This is a genomic window from Cohnella herbarum (assembly GCF_012849095.1).
GTDB lineage: Bacteria > Bacillota > Bacilli > Paenibacillales > Paenibacillaceae > Cohnella > Cohnella herbarum.
Genome location: NZ_CP051680.1, coordinates 4,376,772 through 4,396,572, shown reverse-complemented (window position 1 = coordinate 4,396,572; position 19,801 = coordinate 4,376,772). Strand labels below are relative to the sequence as shown.

Here is a 19,801-nt window from a genome sequence, read left to right as displayed (position 1 = left end):
CCGATAGCGTCCGTAAATAAAATCGCCCGCATGCTGCGACCAGCTGCGGGCGATTTTATTGTTACGTGCTTGATTTTCTATGAACTTACTGGATAACAAAGGTATACGTCTTCTGAGTACCGTCCTGTGCGGTTACGACTAACCGATCGGTGCTTTGCAGATTATGTCCGTGTGAAATCTCTGCATTGTCCTGACGATAAGATTTATAGCTTCCATTCGGAGGTCCGGCGACAGCATTAGTAAAGATGCCCATGTAATACGTAAACTGAGGAACGGTAATCGTCCCTGCGACCGGATCAATTTGATAGTTGGCCGATGTCGAGGTCAAGGTTACGTCGTTGTACAGAATCGCATAATCCGCAGTAGTTGAATTCTGAGCGGTAATACGTACGATCATACTCGAAGTGATATCGGTCGTCAGATCGGTTACAGGTGTCAAGGCTTGATCCAGCACTGTGGCTGTAGCGTTCGGGGATACCGTTAACCCGCTCAACAACTGACCTACGTTCAGAGTACTCGGAGCCGAAAGGCTGTTACTGCTCACATTCCCGTTCACATTGGACAGAACCGCCTTGGCGTCGCTAAGTACCGGTGCCGATTGTACGACAAAGGTATACGTCTTCCGAGTACCGTCCTGTGCGGTTACGACCAACCGATCGGTGCTTTGCAGATGATGTCCATGCGAAAGCTCTGTGTTGTCCTGACGATAAGTTTTATAGCTTCCATTCGGCGGTCCGGAGACAGCGGCAGTAAAGATGCCAAGGTAGTAAGTATTCATAGGCACGGTAATTGTCCCTGCGACCGGATCGATTTGATAGCTAGGCGATGATGAGGTCAAAGTTACGTCGTTGTACAAAATCGCATAATCCGCAGTAGACAAGTTTTGAGCGGTAACGCGTACGATCATACTTGAAGCGATAGTGGCCACCTGATCGGTTACAGGTGTTAAGGCTTGATCCAACACTTGCGCGGTAGCATGTGCCGACAGTGTCAGCCCGCTCAACAACTGACCTACTTTAAGGGAGCTCGGGGCCGAAACGTTATTCCCGCTCACATCCCCGTTCGTATTGGACAGAACCGACTTGGCGTTGCTGAGCGCCGGCACCGATGGAGTTGACGATGGCGGTGGCGGACAATTCCATTGTGCGGAATAAGTTACATCTTGGGCCGGCATTGTGCTTGCCGGAGCGGGCGACCAACCAGTGAAAGTACAGGCTGACTTCGTTACGGTTGGAGCCTGTATGGCAGCACCATACTGAACTTGAGCTGCGATGCCGCCTGTACCCCCGGTTGCATTGAACGTCAAATTGTAGCTGTTGCGCTTGTAGTAACGCACGATAGTAAGGCTTCCATCGGCTGCTATCGTACTCGATGCCAATACTTTGCCGTTGCTATCGTAGGCAGTGCTATGATCATAGGTAAAGCCCGGATAACTATGGGGCGTTGGCGCCGCAAGCGCGCCGGTTGTCCCTTGAAAGCTTCCCATGTCGGCTTCAACGTAAAGCGAAGTGCTTCCGACACCTTGCTGTCTGTTAGAAACACGGTAAGGCGTATCGGTACGTACCTTCCAAGTCGCTGTATACGTGGTGTCGATTGACGGCATTTTGTCCGGAATGGCCTGAGACCAGCCGGCAAAGGTATAGCCGGGTTTGGTGAAAACCGGCACTGCACCTTCGGGTATCTTCGATGAGCGGCTGGCCGAATAAGCGATCGGGGTTTCACCCTGATCCGCATAGAAAGTCATTTTGTGCTTGGTAGGCAGGTATTCGTAGCTCAGTTTCGTTAGACCTGTTCCCAATATGGTAATAGTTCGTGTTGGCGGAGTATCATAGCCTTCGATTGAGATCGGTACCGGCGAAACGGAAGCGCCTGCCGTGCCGGAAAAGGTATCTTTTTTCTTGGTGGTGCGATTCCCTGTATCGGGATCTACCGTAATGTAATCGACCAAGTAGGGTATTTTTGTATGCGGTGCCCATTGCGCATATAGCGTTATATTTGCTGCTGGCATTTTGTCGGGAATGGTGTAAGGTTCCTTTCCTTCAGGGTCCAAAGCCCATCCCTTGAATGTAAATCCAGTTACTATAGGCGCTCTTGTTAATCTCTTTTCTTTTGTGGTTGACGCATTGACCTGCAGTACAACCTGTCCGAAATTGTACAACTGAACTTCGTCTGATATTGGAGCATTAGGATTCAAGGTAATCGTGCTGAATCCACTCTTGTGCCAGGTCAAATTAATCGTGCGCGAGTAGGGAAGGGAATTTAAACCCGTTGTTGAGCCTTTCCATGTTACGGTCATCTTGCCGGTGAGTTTTTCATCCGTGGCTGTCGGTGTTACGCTTACACGTAATGTCTTCGGATCGTAAGTAAACTTATTGTTATCGAAAGTGATCGTGTAATTTTGTGGATGATCCTTACCTGTAATGATTTCGCCCGTTACCAGATTCAAATCGTTCAGCTTTAAGGCGTCCTGGATCGATGGGAAAGCTTTCGTCTCCAAGGCGACGAAGGAAGGCGCTTCTTCTTGTTCATAGGCGAAACCGATGAAATGACCATTCGGCGTACCGGCTCTATAGAGCGGCCAGTACTCACTAAAAATGCGATCGGAATACGAGTATGACCCTCCGAAGATCTGCGCCCCCCACTCGGCCTCCGCATACATGCCGATCTCCAGAAACAGCGCGCCTAACGTTTTTGTCGATGCCGAGGATGACTTTTCGTAATAGAAATACCCGTAGAGCTGGAGGTATGCGCCGCCCTCTGCCGTGATTCCGATACTGTTCAAATCGATATGAAACAAACCGGCCGCCAGATCGAGACGAATACCTGCCTTCAGCCCCAACGTTCCCATCACATAGAAATAGAAATTATAGGTGCCGTCGCCCGGCAAATCCACCGTACCGAAAGAAGGCGAGCCTTCGCTGAGTTTAAAGCTGGCCGTATACCTCTTCGCGGATTCATAGCTGAAGCCGATCCCCAAGGCAATATTCGGATTCATGCTGATGACGAAATTCCCTTGAAAGTTAATATGAAGAAGGCCCAATAACAGGCGTTGGTCGTATTCGAAGATTTCTTGCTCTACGAGGTCAACCCAATCCGTCTCGTTTTCCAGCATGGCTTGATAGCTTTCCACCAACGTATTGGCGGTTACCTTAGCCGGAGCGGAAGGAGTCTGCTCTAGAACCGCTTTCAACTGCGCCTTGATGTCTACTTTATTTTTGGCAGTAGCCCAAATATTGTTCAAGCGATCAAGCGGAGTATTCGTTGCCACTGTGCCGATCTGCGCAGAGGCGTCAATGCTCGTAAACGTGAAGGCGTCCAGGTTGGCGCTGGCTTGATAGTCCTTCGGATACGGGAGATCGAACAGTCCCAGATCGATATATCCCCAAACCGTATGGCCGTCCACACCTATACTCAAAGAGATTTCTTCCGTAAATGTAGCGCTCATATGGATAAGAATATCGTTGTCCGCGCCTGTCGAAACTTGAATATCGCTTGAAACGTTGAGATTCAGACGTAAGCCGCTCTTTCCTTTGAAGTGGGATAACGTCGTGCCTATGTCTGCTGAAACTTTCAAGTTGTGCACGGTGACGTCGACATTCTCTTCTGCCGGTTGCTCAGAGAGTATGCGGACTTCCTGATCTTTGTTTTGTTTTGAGGGCTGTGATGCGTTAGATGCGATGAATGTTTTGAAGATATCGGTTTGCAAAGCCGCAGTAGACAAATCGTTCGCAGCCTCATCCACAAATCCGCTGGCGAGCGCTTGTTGTTTGATTTGCGCCTCCAAAGAAGCGATCTTATCTGGCGACAATAGGTCAGATCCCTTAATCGTTTCCTGTTTGTAGAAGTCAAAAACGTTAGTGATGTCATCCTGCGTTGCATTCGTATAAGCAATGATATAGTTGTTCTTTAAACCGGACACTGCTGTGATTTTTCCGTAGCCAGAAGAAACTCCCGTGCGCATATCGACAAGCGCGAGAAAGTCGCCAACTCTGGCAACAGTTGTGGCATTAAGACCCATTGGCGCATATTTAGCGTCAGAATAATCCATCGAAGCCGGAGCGACCGTGATGGAGCGGTTCGTCTTGTCGCCGTCGGTGTCCGATGCAGGATCAACCGGAAGCACGCGCGGCTTCAGCAGAACATTCATCGGGTCTGCGCCTGAGTAGGTATAGATATTCCCTTTAATCGCAGTAATCGCAACATAGGCGATATCGCCATCATCGGAAGTATTCAAAGTACGTAGATCCGGGCGGGTCCCTTCATATACGGAGACGGTATCGCCTACCTTCAAGCGTGTATCTCTGTTATATTGAAACGTACCGCTGGCAACAGTGGCCGGGTTCGAACCCGATCCGCCGCCAACAATTGCGCTCATAACAGCAATCGAAGGGGAAGCAACGGAAGCTCCATTCTCGGTCATATTAGAGATGTCGGAGAACTTCATATAAATCATGTTGGGATTAAGAGGCAACCGCATAACTTCTTTTTTAGCCATACTAAAAATATAATTTCTGGTCGCTACGTCTTTGCCTGTAAAAGTAAGATTCTTGTTCGTCAAAGCGATTTGATAGGTGCTGCCCTCTTCAAAGACACCGCCTTTTGCCGCTACAGTAAAGTTGCCCTTCGAGCCAGTAACGGAAATACCTGCAAAATTAGGGTTGGACGGGGATTTGAATGTTATGCCGGCTTGAACAGCCGTCGCCGTCATTTTACCTGTAGAATCTTTCACGGCGATCTTAAAGTTCGGCGCCTGGTCCATTGCGTATGCATTCGGAGTGATGATCTCAGCACTATCGGGCGATGAGCCGCCGTTTGGGTTAACAGCAACCGGAGAGGTTTTGTCGTCGTTGCCGTCGCTGGCCAACGCGACTTTGCTCAGACGTATAAAGATCGTGGCAGCTTCAGCGCGAGTCGCCTTTGCATGCGGTTGGAAATTGCCGTTTGCATCTCCGGTAAACAAGCCGGCCTGCCATAGCTTTACGACCGCATCAACCGCCGATGGAGAAATGTCGGATATGTCTTTTGGCTTGGTTGTCCTGTCGGTTGTCTGATAAGGGATATGATTGCTTTCAAAATACTTGAATATCATCATTGCCATCTGTTCTCTCGAAATAGCTGCGTCCGGCGAGAAGCTATTGCTGCCGGTTCCATCTGCAATGCCGCTTTCGGTTGCCCATTGCACATAAGGCGCATACCAAGCGCCTGACTGCACATCCGTAAATGCGGATGTTTTGTATTGACTTGCATCCACTTTGGCGATTCGTCCAAGTACAGTAACGAACATGGCACGACTCATCGTTGCGCCAGGCGTAAAACGTTCTTTGCTTGTGCCGCTGAATAGGCCATTCTGCTTGACAAACATGACCGCGTCGTAGAACCAGGCCGAGGGTGTCACGTCTTCAAACGAGCCTTGAGGCACGAGCTGCGCAGTCGTATGGGTTGCTGTCGCAGATTCGACAGAAGTCGGTGAAGCCGCATTAATCGTAGGAGGCATTGAGGTTACGAGTATACAAGATAATAGCAACAGACTTAATAGGCGTTTATACAAGTTCAATTTCCCTCCTCATAATCTTTCAACTTGCAGACAATTACCGATTCTACCAGACGGATCTAAATGGGATCTAAACAGATAAAGCGAGCAGGATAGCTCAACGAAAGTCTTTAAAAACAAGAGACATTTTGGATGAATACTGACATAAAGCTGTCAGCTATTACGGCCTATAATGGGATTGAAATCAAACCATTAATTCTAAATCAATCAATGGAGGCTGAACCGAATGAACGAGAATCAGGTGTTGCAAAACGATAATCGCACTATCACCCCATGGATCACAACGAAAAGTACCGAGAAATTAATTACCTTTTTGATTGCCGCGTTTAATGCGCACGAGCTGGGGAGGGTATACAATGCCGATGGAAGCATCGGGCATGCAGAGATACGCATCGGCGATTCAAAAATTCTTATGTTCGATTCCCCTGACGAATGGCCAGCATTTCCTTGCTTTATTCGTCTGTATGTAGAGAACGGCGATGAGTTGTATTCGCAGGCCATAATGGCTGGCGCTATATCCATGACCAAGCCGACAACCATGGCCTGGGGGGAACGAGGAGGGAGAGTCGTTGATCCATTCGGTAATGTTTGGTGGATAACTTCTAAAGTAGAAGACGTTAGCCCCGATGAAATGATAGAGCGGTCAAAACAGCAAGAGTATATCGATGCTATGGAATACGCCCAGAGGAGCTTTAATCCTTTTATGGCGAAAGAGTTCGGGACTTCAGATGTGACGAAGTAAACGTTTTGGGAGTATGAAAAGAACTCCGAGAACCCTTGTATTTGGTGGGTTTTCGGAGTTCTTTTTTTAGAGTCAACGCTGTGCAGGGAAGGTCTTCATTTCATAGATTTTTTGGAGCGTATGGACAAGCTTCGTCTTCTCGTCATCATCCTCTGTGTGGAGATACCCCTCTACAAGCCTGTACCCGAATACGAGAAGGATCATCTCGTAGACGCAATGATCGGCGATAGGGGATACATCCGCATACTCCGAAAAGCCCTTGTAATACGCGGGGACACATCGATGGTAATATTCGACCATGTGCTCGATATCCGCTTCATCCGCAATGAGGCTTGCGAGATCCTCGCCTAAGTAGCCCCATCCTGATGTATCCCAGTCGATGATCACGATTTTCCCATCGGCATAGATCAGGTTGGTCACCCAGAAATCCCGGTGGCATAGCACGAGAGGCAATTTTTCGATGCGGGCGAGTATCTCGTCTGCGTGCTCATCGATGTCGATGAGCATTTGCCGCAGGTGCTGAGGGAATTCGGAGTCCTCTGAGCGTATATAATCGTAGACGACCGGCCATGACCGGTAATGCAGATACGTATTCTTCATGAGATTCGCATGGCTCAGGTTGGTCAGGCTCTGCAGCACAGCGGGCTGCTCCGCATACAACTTGCCTTGATAGCGTCCTAACTCCAGCGCAGCCTGTTCATACATGTCACCGGTCAAGTCTAACCCGGTTATGCCATCAATATATTCCAGCCACAGTTGGAATTCATTTTCTTCGGCATTGATCTCGGCATGATAACATTTCGGCCAGCGAAAGGCATCTGAGAACGTTGCTCCCAAGTTAGACGTATAGAGATCATATTCCCGGCGCCATGAACCCGGGTCGTCGTAACGCTCCCATTTCTTCTGGATTTTCAGCACGATACGGTACGGCAATTTTTCGCCATCCGCGGTTTCGGCGATCCCCGTTACGAGGTGCACATTACCCACAGTTCCGCCCTGTAACGACTTGGTTAAGAAGTCGGCCGAGATGATATCCTTCTTGAAGCTTCGGCCTAAGGCATAGATCAGCAATTTAATATTTATTTCTTCCAACCTCCATTTTTCTTCGTTTGCTTGTTCCGCATTGCTATCGTTTTGTTTCTCGACCTCTTGTCGATGAGGTAGCTCGTTTTATCCTGAACATACTTGTTCTCATGCTGCTGGGTAACATTTTGGACGCAAAAATGCCACGGACAAGCAGCCTCTAAAGAAGCTGCTGTCGCGCGGCATCAGGACGCAAAAAGATACGACCTTCATCGTATCTGCAAACAGCAATATTCACGAAAGGTTACTTTGGATGGCATACCAAATAGTACGGGAGTTTTCCCGAATTTTCACGTATGCCAGCTATTCAGTTTTAAGACCAAACCACCCTATAAGTAGTTGCCATTAAAACACATCTCCTTTCGTGTCAGGAACTTGCCTATCACTAAGCTGTCTATAAAATAACCTTTTTTGGTAAAAAAATCAATGCCGGATAAGGTTAACCACAGTCTCTCTCAATGCTCCAATAACCCATGATTTAAAAATCATAAGCCGGAGATAATGTTGGAGGAAAATGAATAGGGGTCAAGCGAATAAATCTGTCAAAACACAAACACTTATTTCTTCTTGACTATCTCCTCCAGAATCATCTCTCCCATGCCTGAGAATGAGGTTAATGATTCGAATAATGCAACTCCTTCATCTATGATTTCGTCGGTGATGGGACTATTTCGCACATCAAACGACCTAGTTAACATAATAGATTGTCCGCCCTTAAGCGTTGGTTGTAGCGTAACCGAGCCGCCGCTTTGGTTACCGAACGTAGCGTGATACATTGACAGCCTACCATCTGGTAGGGTAATACTAATGTTAACGTCCCCCGTTCCAGTAGGGTCTTCTACCACAGAGAATGTAAATTCCTTTTGTTCAGCAGGATCGCCACTAAATTCCGGTACATCTATTACCCCCGTTCCATCGTCATTAAAATGCCAAATAAAAACATCAAAATACCATTCTCCAAGGAATTTCCGCGTAAGCGCCGTTTCTGTTGCTTGTTGTTGAGAAATTTCTTTATTAGCGTCCACGTAATCCGATGACGGTTCTCTTGTTAAAATTCGGGTTCCATCGCTATTTGTCAATTGAAGCTCATCACCCACAAACTTAAAACTAGTCTCATAGGTGCCAGGGGTCAACATGGTTAAAGTGTTGCCATCAATGCTCCATGTAAAGTCATATAAATCGCCCAAATGCTCAATAACGCCCGTACCATCTGCACGAAACTCATTCTTTTCAAGTCCACCATACCACTCCCCAGCCAACAATTCTTCCGATGATGATTGTGTCAACGCAACTTGAGATGATGGTGTTTCTACTGGCATTGTTTGTCCTGCTTGCAGGGCGTCTGACCCAGATGTGGCCTCTATTTCCGCTTCGTTTTGTGTTTGGTCCGTTACGTTTTCATCTGATTGATTCTGACTGTTGCTATTTCCATCACCACAGGCTGCAAGCATCATAATCAATGCCACAGATAGAAATACAACGTACAGATTACTTTTCATCTTTTTCATAAAGCCTCTCATGTAAGACATCTCTTCTATGCTCCCCCTAGTGTTTCTCTCTTATTTTCTATCGGTAGTTTAAGTAAAATTCTTTATTTTAACTATACAACTGAAACGTATATTGTTAAAAATTAACATCGTTAACGAATTTCGTATGGAAAAAAGAAGCAATGCTCAATTATACTTACATCATTCTTACCGATTTGAGGACACCATGTGATGATGAATCTGCTTAGCCGCAAGAGAGCGTTTTGTGGCACAACAAGATCGCCAGCTATTCGAAAAAACTCTAAAATGCGTCGATAATGGCGTTGTTATTCTCATGGTATGCAAAATGATCAGGAGGCGGATATATAATGAATTCAATTCTAGGTACGGGTATTTTTTTTTGTGCCACTGTGATTTTAAGTTATTATTTTGTAGGGGTTAGTTTTATAAAGGCTTTACAAATGGCTTTTCTTATTACAATGCTGCATGTTTTAATCCTTTTCGTAGATAAACTGTACAAGAGGAAACAGAGACGTTTGGGATAGGGGGTAGTTTCTCTTTGTTCGTTTAGCTAAAATTTAGGAATAAATTTCATTTTATGGGATCAACTCTAGCAACCTATCCTTCATATTGGCGTTAGTACATATGGCAAGTGAAACAGAACGCCAATCCATTGAAGCGTAGAAGGAGTAAACTATGAAAAGGAATATTCCGCTTTTATTATTATCCGCACTCCTATTGGTATTATTTCACTCCCCCTCATCTGTTGCCCAGGAAGCATCTACAGGCTTAGCCAAAGTCGTGTTAGTTCAAAATTCCACGCAAATGTGGTATAACGAGGAATCTCTTACGGCGGCTCAACCGCTAACAGCGGTCAAAGGCGTGACATACGTCGCGGCGCGTTCGTTCATGAGCGCAATTCGCGGAACGATCGCTTACGACGCGAAGACCAGGCAGTACACTCTGACCAGCAGGAAAGACGTCCTGAATTTACAAGTGGGCAAATCCGCGTATTCGGTTAACGGAGCTTCGAAGACGATGGCGGGTGCTCCATACACGATCAAAGGTACGTTAATGATTCCCCTACGCACCGCAGCTGCAGGCTTCGGAATGACGTTTAGGTCGTTCCCGGCGGAGAAGAAGATCGTACTGACATGGCCCAACGCGCCGATCGCGAAATTTTCCGTATCCGATATGAATCCTTACGCGACCCAGACCGAGGTTAAATACAATAATGAAGCCTTCCATCCGGGTGGATTGGCGATCGTGGAAGAACGTTGGGAGAACAACGACGCGATCTTCGATGAAGCCGGCACCTATTCCGTTACCCATTGGGTGAAAGACGAGAGAGGCACGTGGAGCGAGCCTTACACGGTCTCTATTACGGTCCATCCTCCGAATCAGCCTCCGATCGCTTCCTTTATGACGGACAAAGACACCTACAGGATGGGAGAGTTGATCTCTTACACCGATCAAAGTACCGATGACGAGAACCAGATCATCAGTGCCGTATGGAAGAACAATGCCCGCGGTTTCTTCGAGCCGGGACAGCAGACCGTTACGCTTACGGTAACCGACTCGCATGGAGAGGTCGGCGAATTGTCCAAAACGATCCTGATTTCGAACGAAGCGCTGTATACAAAAGAAGAATTCGATCTCAAGTATACGGAGATCGGCGAGAAATTCGATATTAACGGACGTTCCGTGCTTCAATTTCCGGAGATGGCATATACCATCAACGATCGAGAGCAGACGCTTATTCGCGCCAACAGCCCGGAGACGATGCTTGAGGAAGGAATCTATTACGAAGATAACGTAACCGGGAACGTCCGGTTTATGCTTCACAATCGGAACGGCAGTTCCACGCCAATGAAAATATACATACTCCTTACGAACAACAATGCCGATCCCGTAAACGTCCGATTGGGCGCGGCGGGCATGGCGGGTCCGAACCGGATCGTCTCTACTGTGGGCAAAGCGGTTACCGGAAGGTTCCTGGAATCTCTATTGAACCCCAAATACTCTTATTTGCAAATTCCGGCCGGTGAGAGTCGTCTCATTTTCCAAGAATACAGCAGTAAAATCTTGGAGCAAGGAGACGTCTACTCCATGTTCGCGGACGCCCAATTGAGTAATTATGTTGACTTCAAAGTCATAGCGATCAATGCCGATCGCGATCTGACGTCTGCTCTCCCTACGTTAAACGTACTACCGAGCCACGTTGACCACATTCGAGGAACTTTTGAGAACGCGAACCGGATCATGTACGTGAATCAGACGATCGGCGACGTGAAGAGCAGGATGGTGCTCGCTGACAATTTCGTGGATACGAGGCTCTCCGGTATCGATAAGACGACAGGGACCCCTGTACTCAACGCAGGCAACTATGGCGTCGTGTATACAATCCAGCTCGGTAAAGTACAGCCGCACACGGCGATAGGAATAAATCCTCGCGGGGGGCATTACGCCGGCGCGTTCAATGTGAACAATAAAACCGTGTATGCTACGAACACGAGTATTCTGAACAATCCGAATGAAGTATGCATGCTCTATAAGACAGGGGATAACGTGGAGACGGTGACGATTACGTTTACGCCTGCCAATGGGAGCATGTTGCCTATTAATTTGCTCTTTTTGCCTATGCCGACTCACTAAGAATCATGGGATTGCCGCCCTATACAGTGGAGGAGCTGCCTGGTGCAACTCCTCTTCTTTTTGAATTGACAGGCAGTTATTTGGTAGTATTAAGTTATTAAAGGTGGTGATTGAGAAATGAAAAATCGTACAACGATTGGAAAGGTATTTGCATTTATGGGTATATTCATATTTGCATTTGGCTTTGCCTTTAATCGTGATTTAGGCATTACCGATACACCTGAGCCTTACTCTTCATTATCTATTCCTTTGATTGCCATAGGGATAATATCACTTATTTCTTCAAATTTTTTGAAGAAAAAAACAACCAAGTAAAGATTCCCCGCTATTACGCTCCCTCGAAGAACTAAAGCTCAATGATGACACGACTGCAACTTGCCATAACGATCGGCTTCCGTCGTTGTGCTAACGGTACTTACATTAAAGAATTATTATAAGTTTACTCCTAAAGGGAGTGTGGAAAAGGTAGCTGCTTTGATGTAGTTAAACACAAGTACGACAGTGAAACCGTCAATTGTCAGTTCAAGGCCTTAGCAGTGGATTACGGAGGTGAATAATAATGGACAGTCAATTAGTTGATCCCTACGAGTTACAATTACGCAAAGCGCTTAACAAAGTACTACCGGATGCCTATGAATGTCTAAAAACCCTCGACCAAATGCCAAGTGAAATTGGAATGAACTTGTTGGCGGTTCTTGTTAATTATGCTTGCGAGAGTCAGAACATAACTGTAATTACTTTAGCAAGAGATAGTATGAAGAAAATACCACTCAAGTGGTTGACACAATACTATCCTGAAGTTGTTAATAGAAGTATTGATTGGGCGGACGAATGGCAATACATTAGATTACTAGAATTGACACGAGAGGTAGCCCCACAATTATTAAAAGTATTTATTGATCGAGGATTATTCTCAGAAAATGATGAAATTCATGAATCAGCAGAGTATTTTAGGAGCAAGCAGAACTGAAACTGAATGCATAAAACATTTAAACCATTAGGCTAACACCTGCCATAACGCTCGATGAACTCGAAATGATTCTGATCTTCGAACGATCGCGCGAAATCAATAAAGTCCTGATAGGTTCTTTTCATGTTAAACAGCTCCTTCATCTTGAGAATCTATACCGTATGCGCAATCCAAAGAAAGATTGGGACAAAACTTTGTAATATCGAATAAATCTAATACACATTCAATCTCAACTATTCGATTTAGGGTATTCCCTAGAGGGTAAGGGGAAAACCGGCTTTTACAACAATAAAAAAACCACCCTAAAGGTAGCAGCCGAAGGGGGTTTTAGTGGCCGAATGTTCGCGCACTCGGTTATTCTAACGCTATTTTTACATAGAGGCCTCCGGTTCAACAATAACAACAAGTTTGCGGCACAGAAACGATGCCGCGAACCCGGACACGGCATCCAGTTCGACGCGAATCCGTTCAACTTCGTATGTGAAACTCAATAAAAATCAACATCCTGTTCCATCCCGCCTGCCGAAGTATGCCTGATCGTTAACGCCAGATTCTTCCGTGCGTCACGCTGTCCCGCGGCTTCCATGCGTACCTTCGTAATTTCATCGTAATGAAACGGGGGGAAGAGTGGGAAGAGTCCGAACCTATCGATAACACCCCGGGCTCCTTCTACGGAAGTGAGCGGCGAGAACATGCGTTCAAACCGCCGTGCATTCATTAGACGCGACTCATATTGGGGGTTCGTGTACAACAGGATGGAATCCGGGCCGCATTCCACTGCCGTTCCGATAAAAGCAGCCCAGTCAGGCCTACCCCCTTCACCGACGGTAATCAAAATCCGATCTTGAGCATGCAGATCTATTGGCCGAGCCGAATTGAAATATAGTCGGAAGCCCTGTGCCTGCACCTGCCAGTCGGTGTTCGGCGCGAAGCGAATTTCTTCACGTTCCACGGATCGAACGCTAACCTTCCATACCCATTCATTCTTCACTCGTACACCTCCGGGAGTCAGACCAACTCTTCAACCGCCACCTGGTACAGCCTATTACTTTTACTGAACAGCACGCGATTTTCTCGAAAATCTTGCGTCAGCGGTGCGAGCGGCTCGGCTTTTTCATCCAGAAAACGGATCTTGTGCCCTTTGGTCAACCCCCCCGGTTTTTCGTTTTTCTTGAGAATATAAGTTCCGCTTTTTCCGTATCCGCCATCGAACAAGAAGTGATAACCATCCGTACAAAACCCGGAGGAGCCGGAAATTCCCGGATTCGTAAAGGTGACCTTGGCCTGCCCGGGTCCGCCCGAGATGCGGCCCAACAAGAAGTCCGTATAATAATAAAACCAGATCTCTTCTTCGCTAACCGCATTCAACGCATAGCAATCGGCAATATTCGATACGTTATCTTCGTATATTTTGTTGCCCTGCTCATCCCAGGCCAGAAGGCCATGCGCACCGATGGGTTGATCCCAACCGTTATTTCCGAAAACGCCTTCGTCGAAATAACTGGTCCAGATGGTCCCTTTCTCCGTCACTTGAACACTCTGAATCCCGTCTCCAAGCAGAAACTCTCGAACGGTATTTCCTTTATAGTCGCATACTTTGGCATTCAGATCATATTTGTCCGCACCATAGTAAGAGCAACGCGCTCCGACCAACAGCAGATGTCTATGAAGCGGCTGGACATAATGATAATTGTAATACTGGTCCCCGATCACCACTTCCTCGATATGTTGATCTTCTACGTATAGCACCTTATAGGTATACGTTTTCTTCAAAGTCGATGGGACGAACATGCCGCGTTCCCGTTCCGGGATCTGATTAATCAGCAGGATATATGCGAGGCCATCCGCGCCGAATTGAGCCGAGACCATCTCGAACCCCTCGGTATGCACCGAGATATCGGCAAAAGGGTGCAACGCCACCGTTTTATGAAACATGCCAACTCCTCCTTAAAGGATAGCTATAAAACCGCTCTCCGTACTAGCGCTTGAATCATATTTGTTTTCCTCCTCGTTCTCTTCATCCTAATTGAAAGTGATATCCGACGAACGAATTGTAATATACAGTGCCGATTCCATAACTCCCCACCACAGCGTTTCAGTCTAACGTATGATAACTGACAGGAAGCAAACATTCAATAGCACCTGGTGCCATCGGTCGCGAAGTCATGCAAGTCAGCTCAACGCTTGTCCAATATTCGGAGCAAGAACAATTTATATATCGGATTTATCAAAAAGTGAAAGATCAACTGCATTCGGGAGAAGCCGCGTTTATCCTACATGTCCAAGTGGGCATCGGCGCGATTAGAAATCATGAAATGCCGATGTCTTATGGCACTGTCAATCGAGGTTTTACCTAGGGAACCAAGTCGTAGATGCGAAGTTCATGAACGTTGAAGTGTTGTCTAACTGCAACAAAATAAACAAGATAACCGCGATCAACCGCAAAGCCTTGGCGCTATGCGGTTTTTCGCTATTTTCCGCTAAATTCTTTTATTATTCTTTTATTGCGACCTACTATCATTAATAGGATAGATGGAAGCAGCTCCTAAGGAGGAAATGTAATGAATAGAAAAGGATTAAAAAAGATGACCGTTATGCTCATGGTGGTCAGCATCATAGCGAGCATGTTCCTGACGATGGGAACGCTTAAATCCGTATATGCGGAGGAGGATACGATTAATTTTGCGGGTGGGGAAGGAACGCTTGAGAATCCTTATAAAATAGCGACGGTGGAAAACTTAAGAAATGTTACGATACCGGCACCAGGAGCGTACTTTCAGCAGGTTGCGAATTTTAGCCTGACCGGCAATTGGACACCGATCGGCAGCTTTGGCGGTATCTATGACGGCGCTGGCTTTACGATCGAGAATATGGTGATTCATTCTTCCTCGGCCAATGGATACGTAGGATTATTTTCGATATTAACCAACGGCGCAATCCTAGACAATATGAGACTGGAATATTTCTCAATCACGGAAACAGGGGATAACTCGTTTGTTGGCGGACTAGCAGGTTTAATCAGTGCCGGCGCAACCGTCAGAAATAGCAGCAGCAACGGCACCATCAGCTTCACGGATTCAAGCAATGTTGGCGGTTTGACAGGTTACAATGAGGGAAGCATCATTAACGGCATGAGCAATAGTACGATTATGAGCGGCGGCGAGTCTTTTAGCGCGGGCAGTCTAGTCGGTACGAATGTTGGAACGATAAGCGTTAGCAGCGGGAGTGGCTCTATCAATTTATCTAATAGTAGAACTGCTTATGTTGGTGGCTTAGTCGGAATGAATGCAGGAACCGTTAGTACTAGCAATAGCAGCAGCTTAGTAATTGGAGGAGAGATAGCTTCAGCGGGCGGTTTAGTCGGTACGAATTATTCATCAAGCGGAATCGTTAATGACAGTTACAGTACCGGTAATGCAAGCGGCACGACATCTGCGGTCGTTGGCGGTCTCGTCGGCAGAAACTCGGGCGATATAAACCGCAGCTACAGCACTGGCAATGCGGAGACCGGTTCATCTGGAATGGCAGGCGGACTAGTTGGCTATAAACAGAGCGGAAATATCAGCAACAGCTTCAGCAGGGGCAATGCAATTGGTAACGCGGCTACATTCGTAGGCGGCCTGGTTGGATTTAATAGCGGAGGAGATGTCAGCTACAGCTACAGCACGGGAAGCGCAAGCGGCGGCAATGATGCGACTGGCGGGTTGATTGGATTTAAACAAGGGCCCGGAACGGTTACCAATAGTTACTATAATAATGCGGCTGCTGCAACTTCTTCTGGAGGAGAGGCCAAGAGCGCGGTTCAGCTAATGCAGCAATTGACATTCGTAGGTTGGGTTTTCGGGGCAAATTGGAGAATCGCCGAGGGTTATGCTTATCCATCGCTCCAATGGCAGGCATATTCAGCTAGCGAGTCGATCTTCTTTGATCATAAGGACTTAACGTGGGACAATATCAAGGGCACGAACGGCAGTGAAGACGAGGTAACGGATGATCTTACTCTTCCAGCTACCGGAGCTGCCGGTTCAACGATTTTTTGGAGCGTATCGGCAGGTCGTAGTGATCTGATTGATACGAGCTCAGGCAAGGTGACTAGAGCAACGGATGACGATCATATCGTTACTTTGACGGCTACGGTAAGCCGCTCCGGGGGACAAGCTCTGACGAAGGATTTTACCTTGAAAATTATTGAGGCTCCGAATAACAAACCTATTCGCAAGTCAAATGTAAATGGGACGGCGAATGCAACGGTATCGGTGAATAGCGCATATGCGCTTAATCTCTCGGAAATCTTCGAAGATGTGGACGGAGATCCCCTAAGCTACAAGGTGTCCGTGAATGGTGCGCCTACGATAGCGGCTGCTGCGACCTATACGTACACGCCGGTTTCGGCAGGCTTAGTGACGCTGGTCTTCTCGGCCAGCGATGAGGAAAGCGACTCTGACGATACTTATACAGTGAATTTGACGGGAAACACCGTGCCGGTCCGCCAGGAAAATATAGAAGCAACGACGACCGCGGTGGTGACGGTGAACACGCCATATAGCCTTGACCTCTCTACGATTTTTGAGGATGCGGACAGTAACCTATTGAGCTACAAAGTATCCGTGAATGGCGCCCCGACAACAACTGCGACAGAGAGCTACGCATACACTCCCACTACTGCTGGCTTAGTGACGCTGATCTTCACGGCCAACGACAACAATGTGGATTCCGCAGAAACCTATACCGTGGAACTAACGGCGAATACCTTACCTGTACGTAAGCCGAATGTAAGTGCATCGGCTAACGTAGCGGTAACGGTGAACACGCCGTATATACTAGACCTCTCTTCGATTTTTGAAGATGCGGACGGTAATCAACTGAGCTACAAGGTATCGGTGGATGGTGCGCCGACGGTAGCGGCTGCTGCAACCTATACGTACACGCCGACAGCTACAGATCTAGTGACGTTGGTATTCACGGCAAACGATGGCAACATCGATTCCATGGAAACCTACACGGTAAATCTCACGGGGAACACAATGCCGGTACGCAATCCTAATGTAGATGCAACCGCAACCGCAGTGGTAACGGTGAACACACCGTATTCACTAGACCTCTCGGCCATTTTTGAAGATGAGGACAGCAATGCTTTGACCTACAAGGTATCCGTGAATGGAGCTCCGGAAATAGCTGCGGCTGAGATTTTCTCGTACACTCCGACCGATAAAGACCTAGTTACGCTGGTTTTCACCGCAAACGATGGCTTAATCGATTCGACGGACACTTACACGGTCGAACTGGCGGTAAACTCATTACCTGTTCGTAAGTCCGATGCGGGGGCAACGGTGAATGCAAGCGTACCCGTGAACACGCCGTATACGCTGGACCTCTCTACGATTTTCGAAGATGAGAACGGCGATCAGCTAAGCTACAAGGTATCGGTGGCTGGTGCGCCGACGATAGCGGCTGGTGCGACCTATACGTATACGCCGACTACGGCAAATACAGTAGTATTAGTCTTTACCGCCAACGACGGCAGGATAGACTCCACGGAAACCTATACCGTAAATTTGTCGGGGAATACGATTCCCGTTAGGAAATCCGGAGTCGAAGCGACAGTACAGGAAAATGTAAGGGTAAACGCGAATTACGCATTGAATCTCTCTCCCATTTTCGAAGATGCGGATGGAGACACTCTGACTTACGAGGTATCAGTGAACGGCGCAGCGGCAGTAGCGGCGTTCACGGCGTACGCGTATACCCCGACTATCGCTGGCACGGTGACGTTGGTTTTCACAGCTAATGACGGTAAGATAGCTTCTACCGACACATATACAGTAACGCTAAGGGCCTCTAGACCCGAAACAAGCGAGAGCGGTAGCGGTAACGGAGGTGGAGGCAGTCCGGCTGCGACACCCGATTACCATGTGACCATTTCCGGCACGGAGACAACGCTTCCGGTTGAGATTGATGCTAAGACAGGCCGCGCATCGATCATTGTTGGAGCATTAGCGGAAAAGCTACTCGCTGGTGGCCAAACAACGGAAATCACCGTACCGATTATTCCTGGCATTAAAACCTATACGCTGGAAGTAGCTGCAGAGAAGCTATCCAGCTCTCCGGGAGCGGGAGAACTCATCTTCACCACCCAAACGGGCAGTATCGCGATCCCGTCCAACATGCTGGAAGGCGTAGCGGGAACGAAGGGGAAGATGGCAGGCATTACGGTCGGAATAGGCGACAAAGCCGGCTTGTCCGCGGAAGCGAAAACCGCCGTCGGCAATCGACCGTTAGTAGAGCTAACGCTGGCGCTGGATGGCGTGCCGACGCCGTGGAACAATCCGGCCGCAGCCGTCAGGATCTCTATCCCCTACGTGCCGACGGCCGAAGAATCGAAAAATCCGGAGTACATCGTCGTCTGGTACATCGACGGCAGCGGCAAAGTGATCGCGGTCCCAAGCGGACGTTACGATGCGAAGAGCGGAACTGTTACCTTTGTCGCGACCCACTTCAGCGACTATGCCATAGCTTATGCGCACAAGACTTTCAGCGATCTGAGCAGCGTGGAATGGGCAAGACGGTCGATTGAGGTCATTGCCTCGAAGGGCATCATCAATGGTACGGTGGCGGGGACCTATTCTCCGGCAGCGCGCATTACTCGCGCCGATTACCTGGTCTTGCTCGTTAAGACTTTGGGACTGACGGCGAAACTTGAAGGCAATTTCGCGGATGTGGAGCGTAACGCCTACTATTATGAAGCGCTTGGCGTTGCGAAGCGGCTAGGCTTGGCTACGGGTACCGGCCAAGATGAATTCCATCCGCTGGAAAACATCTCGCGGCAGGATATGATGGTGCTGACCGCTCGCGCGCTGGAGAAAGCCAAGCAGCTGAAAGCCTCGGGAGATCCAGCCATTCTGGCATCGTTCAGCGATAAAGGGGATATCGCGGCTTATGCGGAGGAGAGTCTAGCCGTTCTGGCGAAGGAAGGTCTTGTTACCGGCTCCGGAGATAAGCTTAATCCCCGGGCGCCGACGACGCGAGCGGAAGCGGCGGTATTCCTCTACCGGATATACAACCGATATTAAAGCAATTGCAACGCAATGTACTCCTGTCGGCTTTACCACTATTCCTTCTAACGGAGACAGCCTCGTGGTATCCGTTAGAAAATGACCCTCGATTGTTGCTTATTACGAATTGAAACTGTAACAGTCAAAAAGGACGTAATAGTAAGGCATAAGAGTTACTACTTACGTCTCCCTGAAACTGGGGAGATTTTTTTCTGTTTTAAAGGATTTTCAGTGGGCGATGTAGAAGTATTCTCTTATCAG

Annotated in this window: 10 protein-coding genes; 5 read left to right on the top strand and 5 right to left on the bottom strand. The window is 47.8% G+C overall.

Going from position 1 to position 19,801, the window contains the following annotated elements:
- Positions 1–85: 85 nt before the first annotated feature.
- On the bottom strand, positions 86–5,548 hold the full coding sequence (locus HH215_RS18650) for an S-layer homology domain-containing protein (RefSeq protein WP_169281278.1): 5,463 nt from the start codon (positions 5,546–5,548) through the stop codon (positions 86–88).
- 229 nt (positions 5,549–5,777) lie between these two features.
- On the opposite strand from HH215_RS18650, the gene HH215_RS18645 reads away from it, so the two are divergent.
- Positions 5,778–6,293, top strand: coding sequence for a VOC family protein (locus tag HH215_RS18645; protein ID WP_169281277.1), 516 nt, complete (start codon positions 5,778–5,780; stop codon positions 6,291–6,293).
- A gap of 72 nt (positions 6,294–6,365) precedes the next feature.
- Here the strand turns inward: HH215_RS18645 and HH215_RS18640 are convergent, their stop codons facing one another.
- Positions 6,366–7,376: an aminoglycoside phosphotransferase family protein gene (locus tag HH215_RS18640; protein ID WP_169284468.1), complete on the bottom strand. Its 1,011-nt coding sequence runs from the start codon at positions 7,374–7,376 to the stop codon at positions 6,366–6,368.
- Between the two features lie 557 nt (positions 7,377–7,933).
- Positions 7,934–8,905: a hypothetical protein gene (locus HH215_RS18635; RefSeq protein WP_169281276.1), complete on the bottom strand. Its 972-nt coding sequence runs from the start codon at positions 8,903–8,905 to the stop codon at positions 7,934–7,936.
- Positions 8,906–9,559: 654 nt separating this feature from the next.
- Here HH215_RS18635 and HH215_RS18630 point away from each other — a divergent pair.
- The 3 genes from HH215_RS18630 (at position 9,560) to HH215_RS18620 (ending at position 12,488) form a co-directional block, all read left to right on the top strand.
- Positions 9,560–11,518, top strand: coding sequence for a copper amine oxidase N-terminal domain-containing protein (locus HH215_RS18630; protein ID WP_169281275.1), 1,959 nt, complete (start codon positions 9,560–9,562; stop codon positions 11,516–11,518).
- A gap of 117 nt (positions 11,519–11,635) precedes the next feature.
- Positions 11,636–11,833 carry a hypothetical protein gene (locus HH215_RS18625; RefSeq protein ID WP_169281274.1) on the top strand — a complete coding sequence of 66 codons (198 nt, stop codon included), beginning with the start codon at positions 11,636–11,638 and terminating at the stop codon, positions 11,831–11,833.
- Between the two features lie 244 nt (positions 11,834–12,077).
- Positions 12,078–12,488 carry a hypothetical protein gene (locus HH215_RS18620; protein ID WP_169281273.1) on the top strand — a complete coding sequence of 137 codons (411 nt, stop codon included), beginning with the start codon at positions 12,078–12,080 and terminating at the stop codon, positions 12,486–12,488.
- Between the two features lie 487 nt (positions 12,489–12,975).
- On the opposite strand, the gene HH215_RS18615 is transcribed toward HH215_RS18620, so the two are convergent.
- Together HH215_RS18615 and HH215_RS18610 are read right to left on the bottom strand one after the other, a co-directional pair.
- A complete protein-coding gene (locus HH215_RS18615; RefSeq protein ID WP_169281272.1) occupies positions 12,976–13,479 on the bottom strand; it encodes a hypothetical protein in 504 nt (167 codons plus the stop codon).
- A gap of 17 nt (positions 13,480–13,496) precedes the next feature.
- Positions 13,497–14,423, bottom strand: coding sequence for a YxiH-YxzG fusion protein (locus tag HH215_RS18610; RefSeq protein ID WP_169281271.1), 927 nt, complete (start codon positions 14,421–14,423; stop codon positions 13,497–13,499).
- 626 nt (positions 14,424–15,049) lie between these two features.
- Here HH215_RS18610 and HH215_RS18605 point away from each other — a divergent pair.
- Positions 15,050–19,558, top strand: a complete 4,509-nt coding sequence (locus HH215_RS18605) for an S-layer homology domain-containing protein (RefSeq protein WP_169281270.1) — start codon at positions 15,050–15,052, stop codon at positions 19,556–19,558.
- Positions 19,559–19,801: the final 243 nt, after the last annotated feature.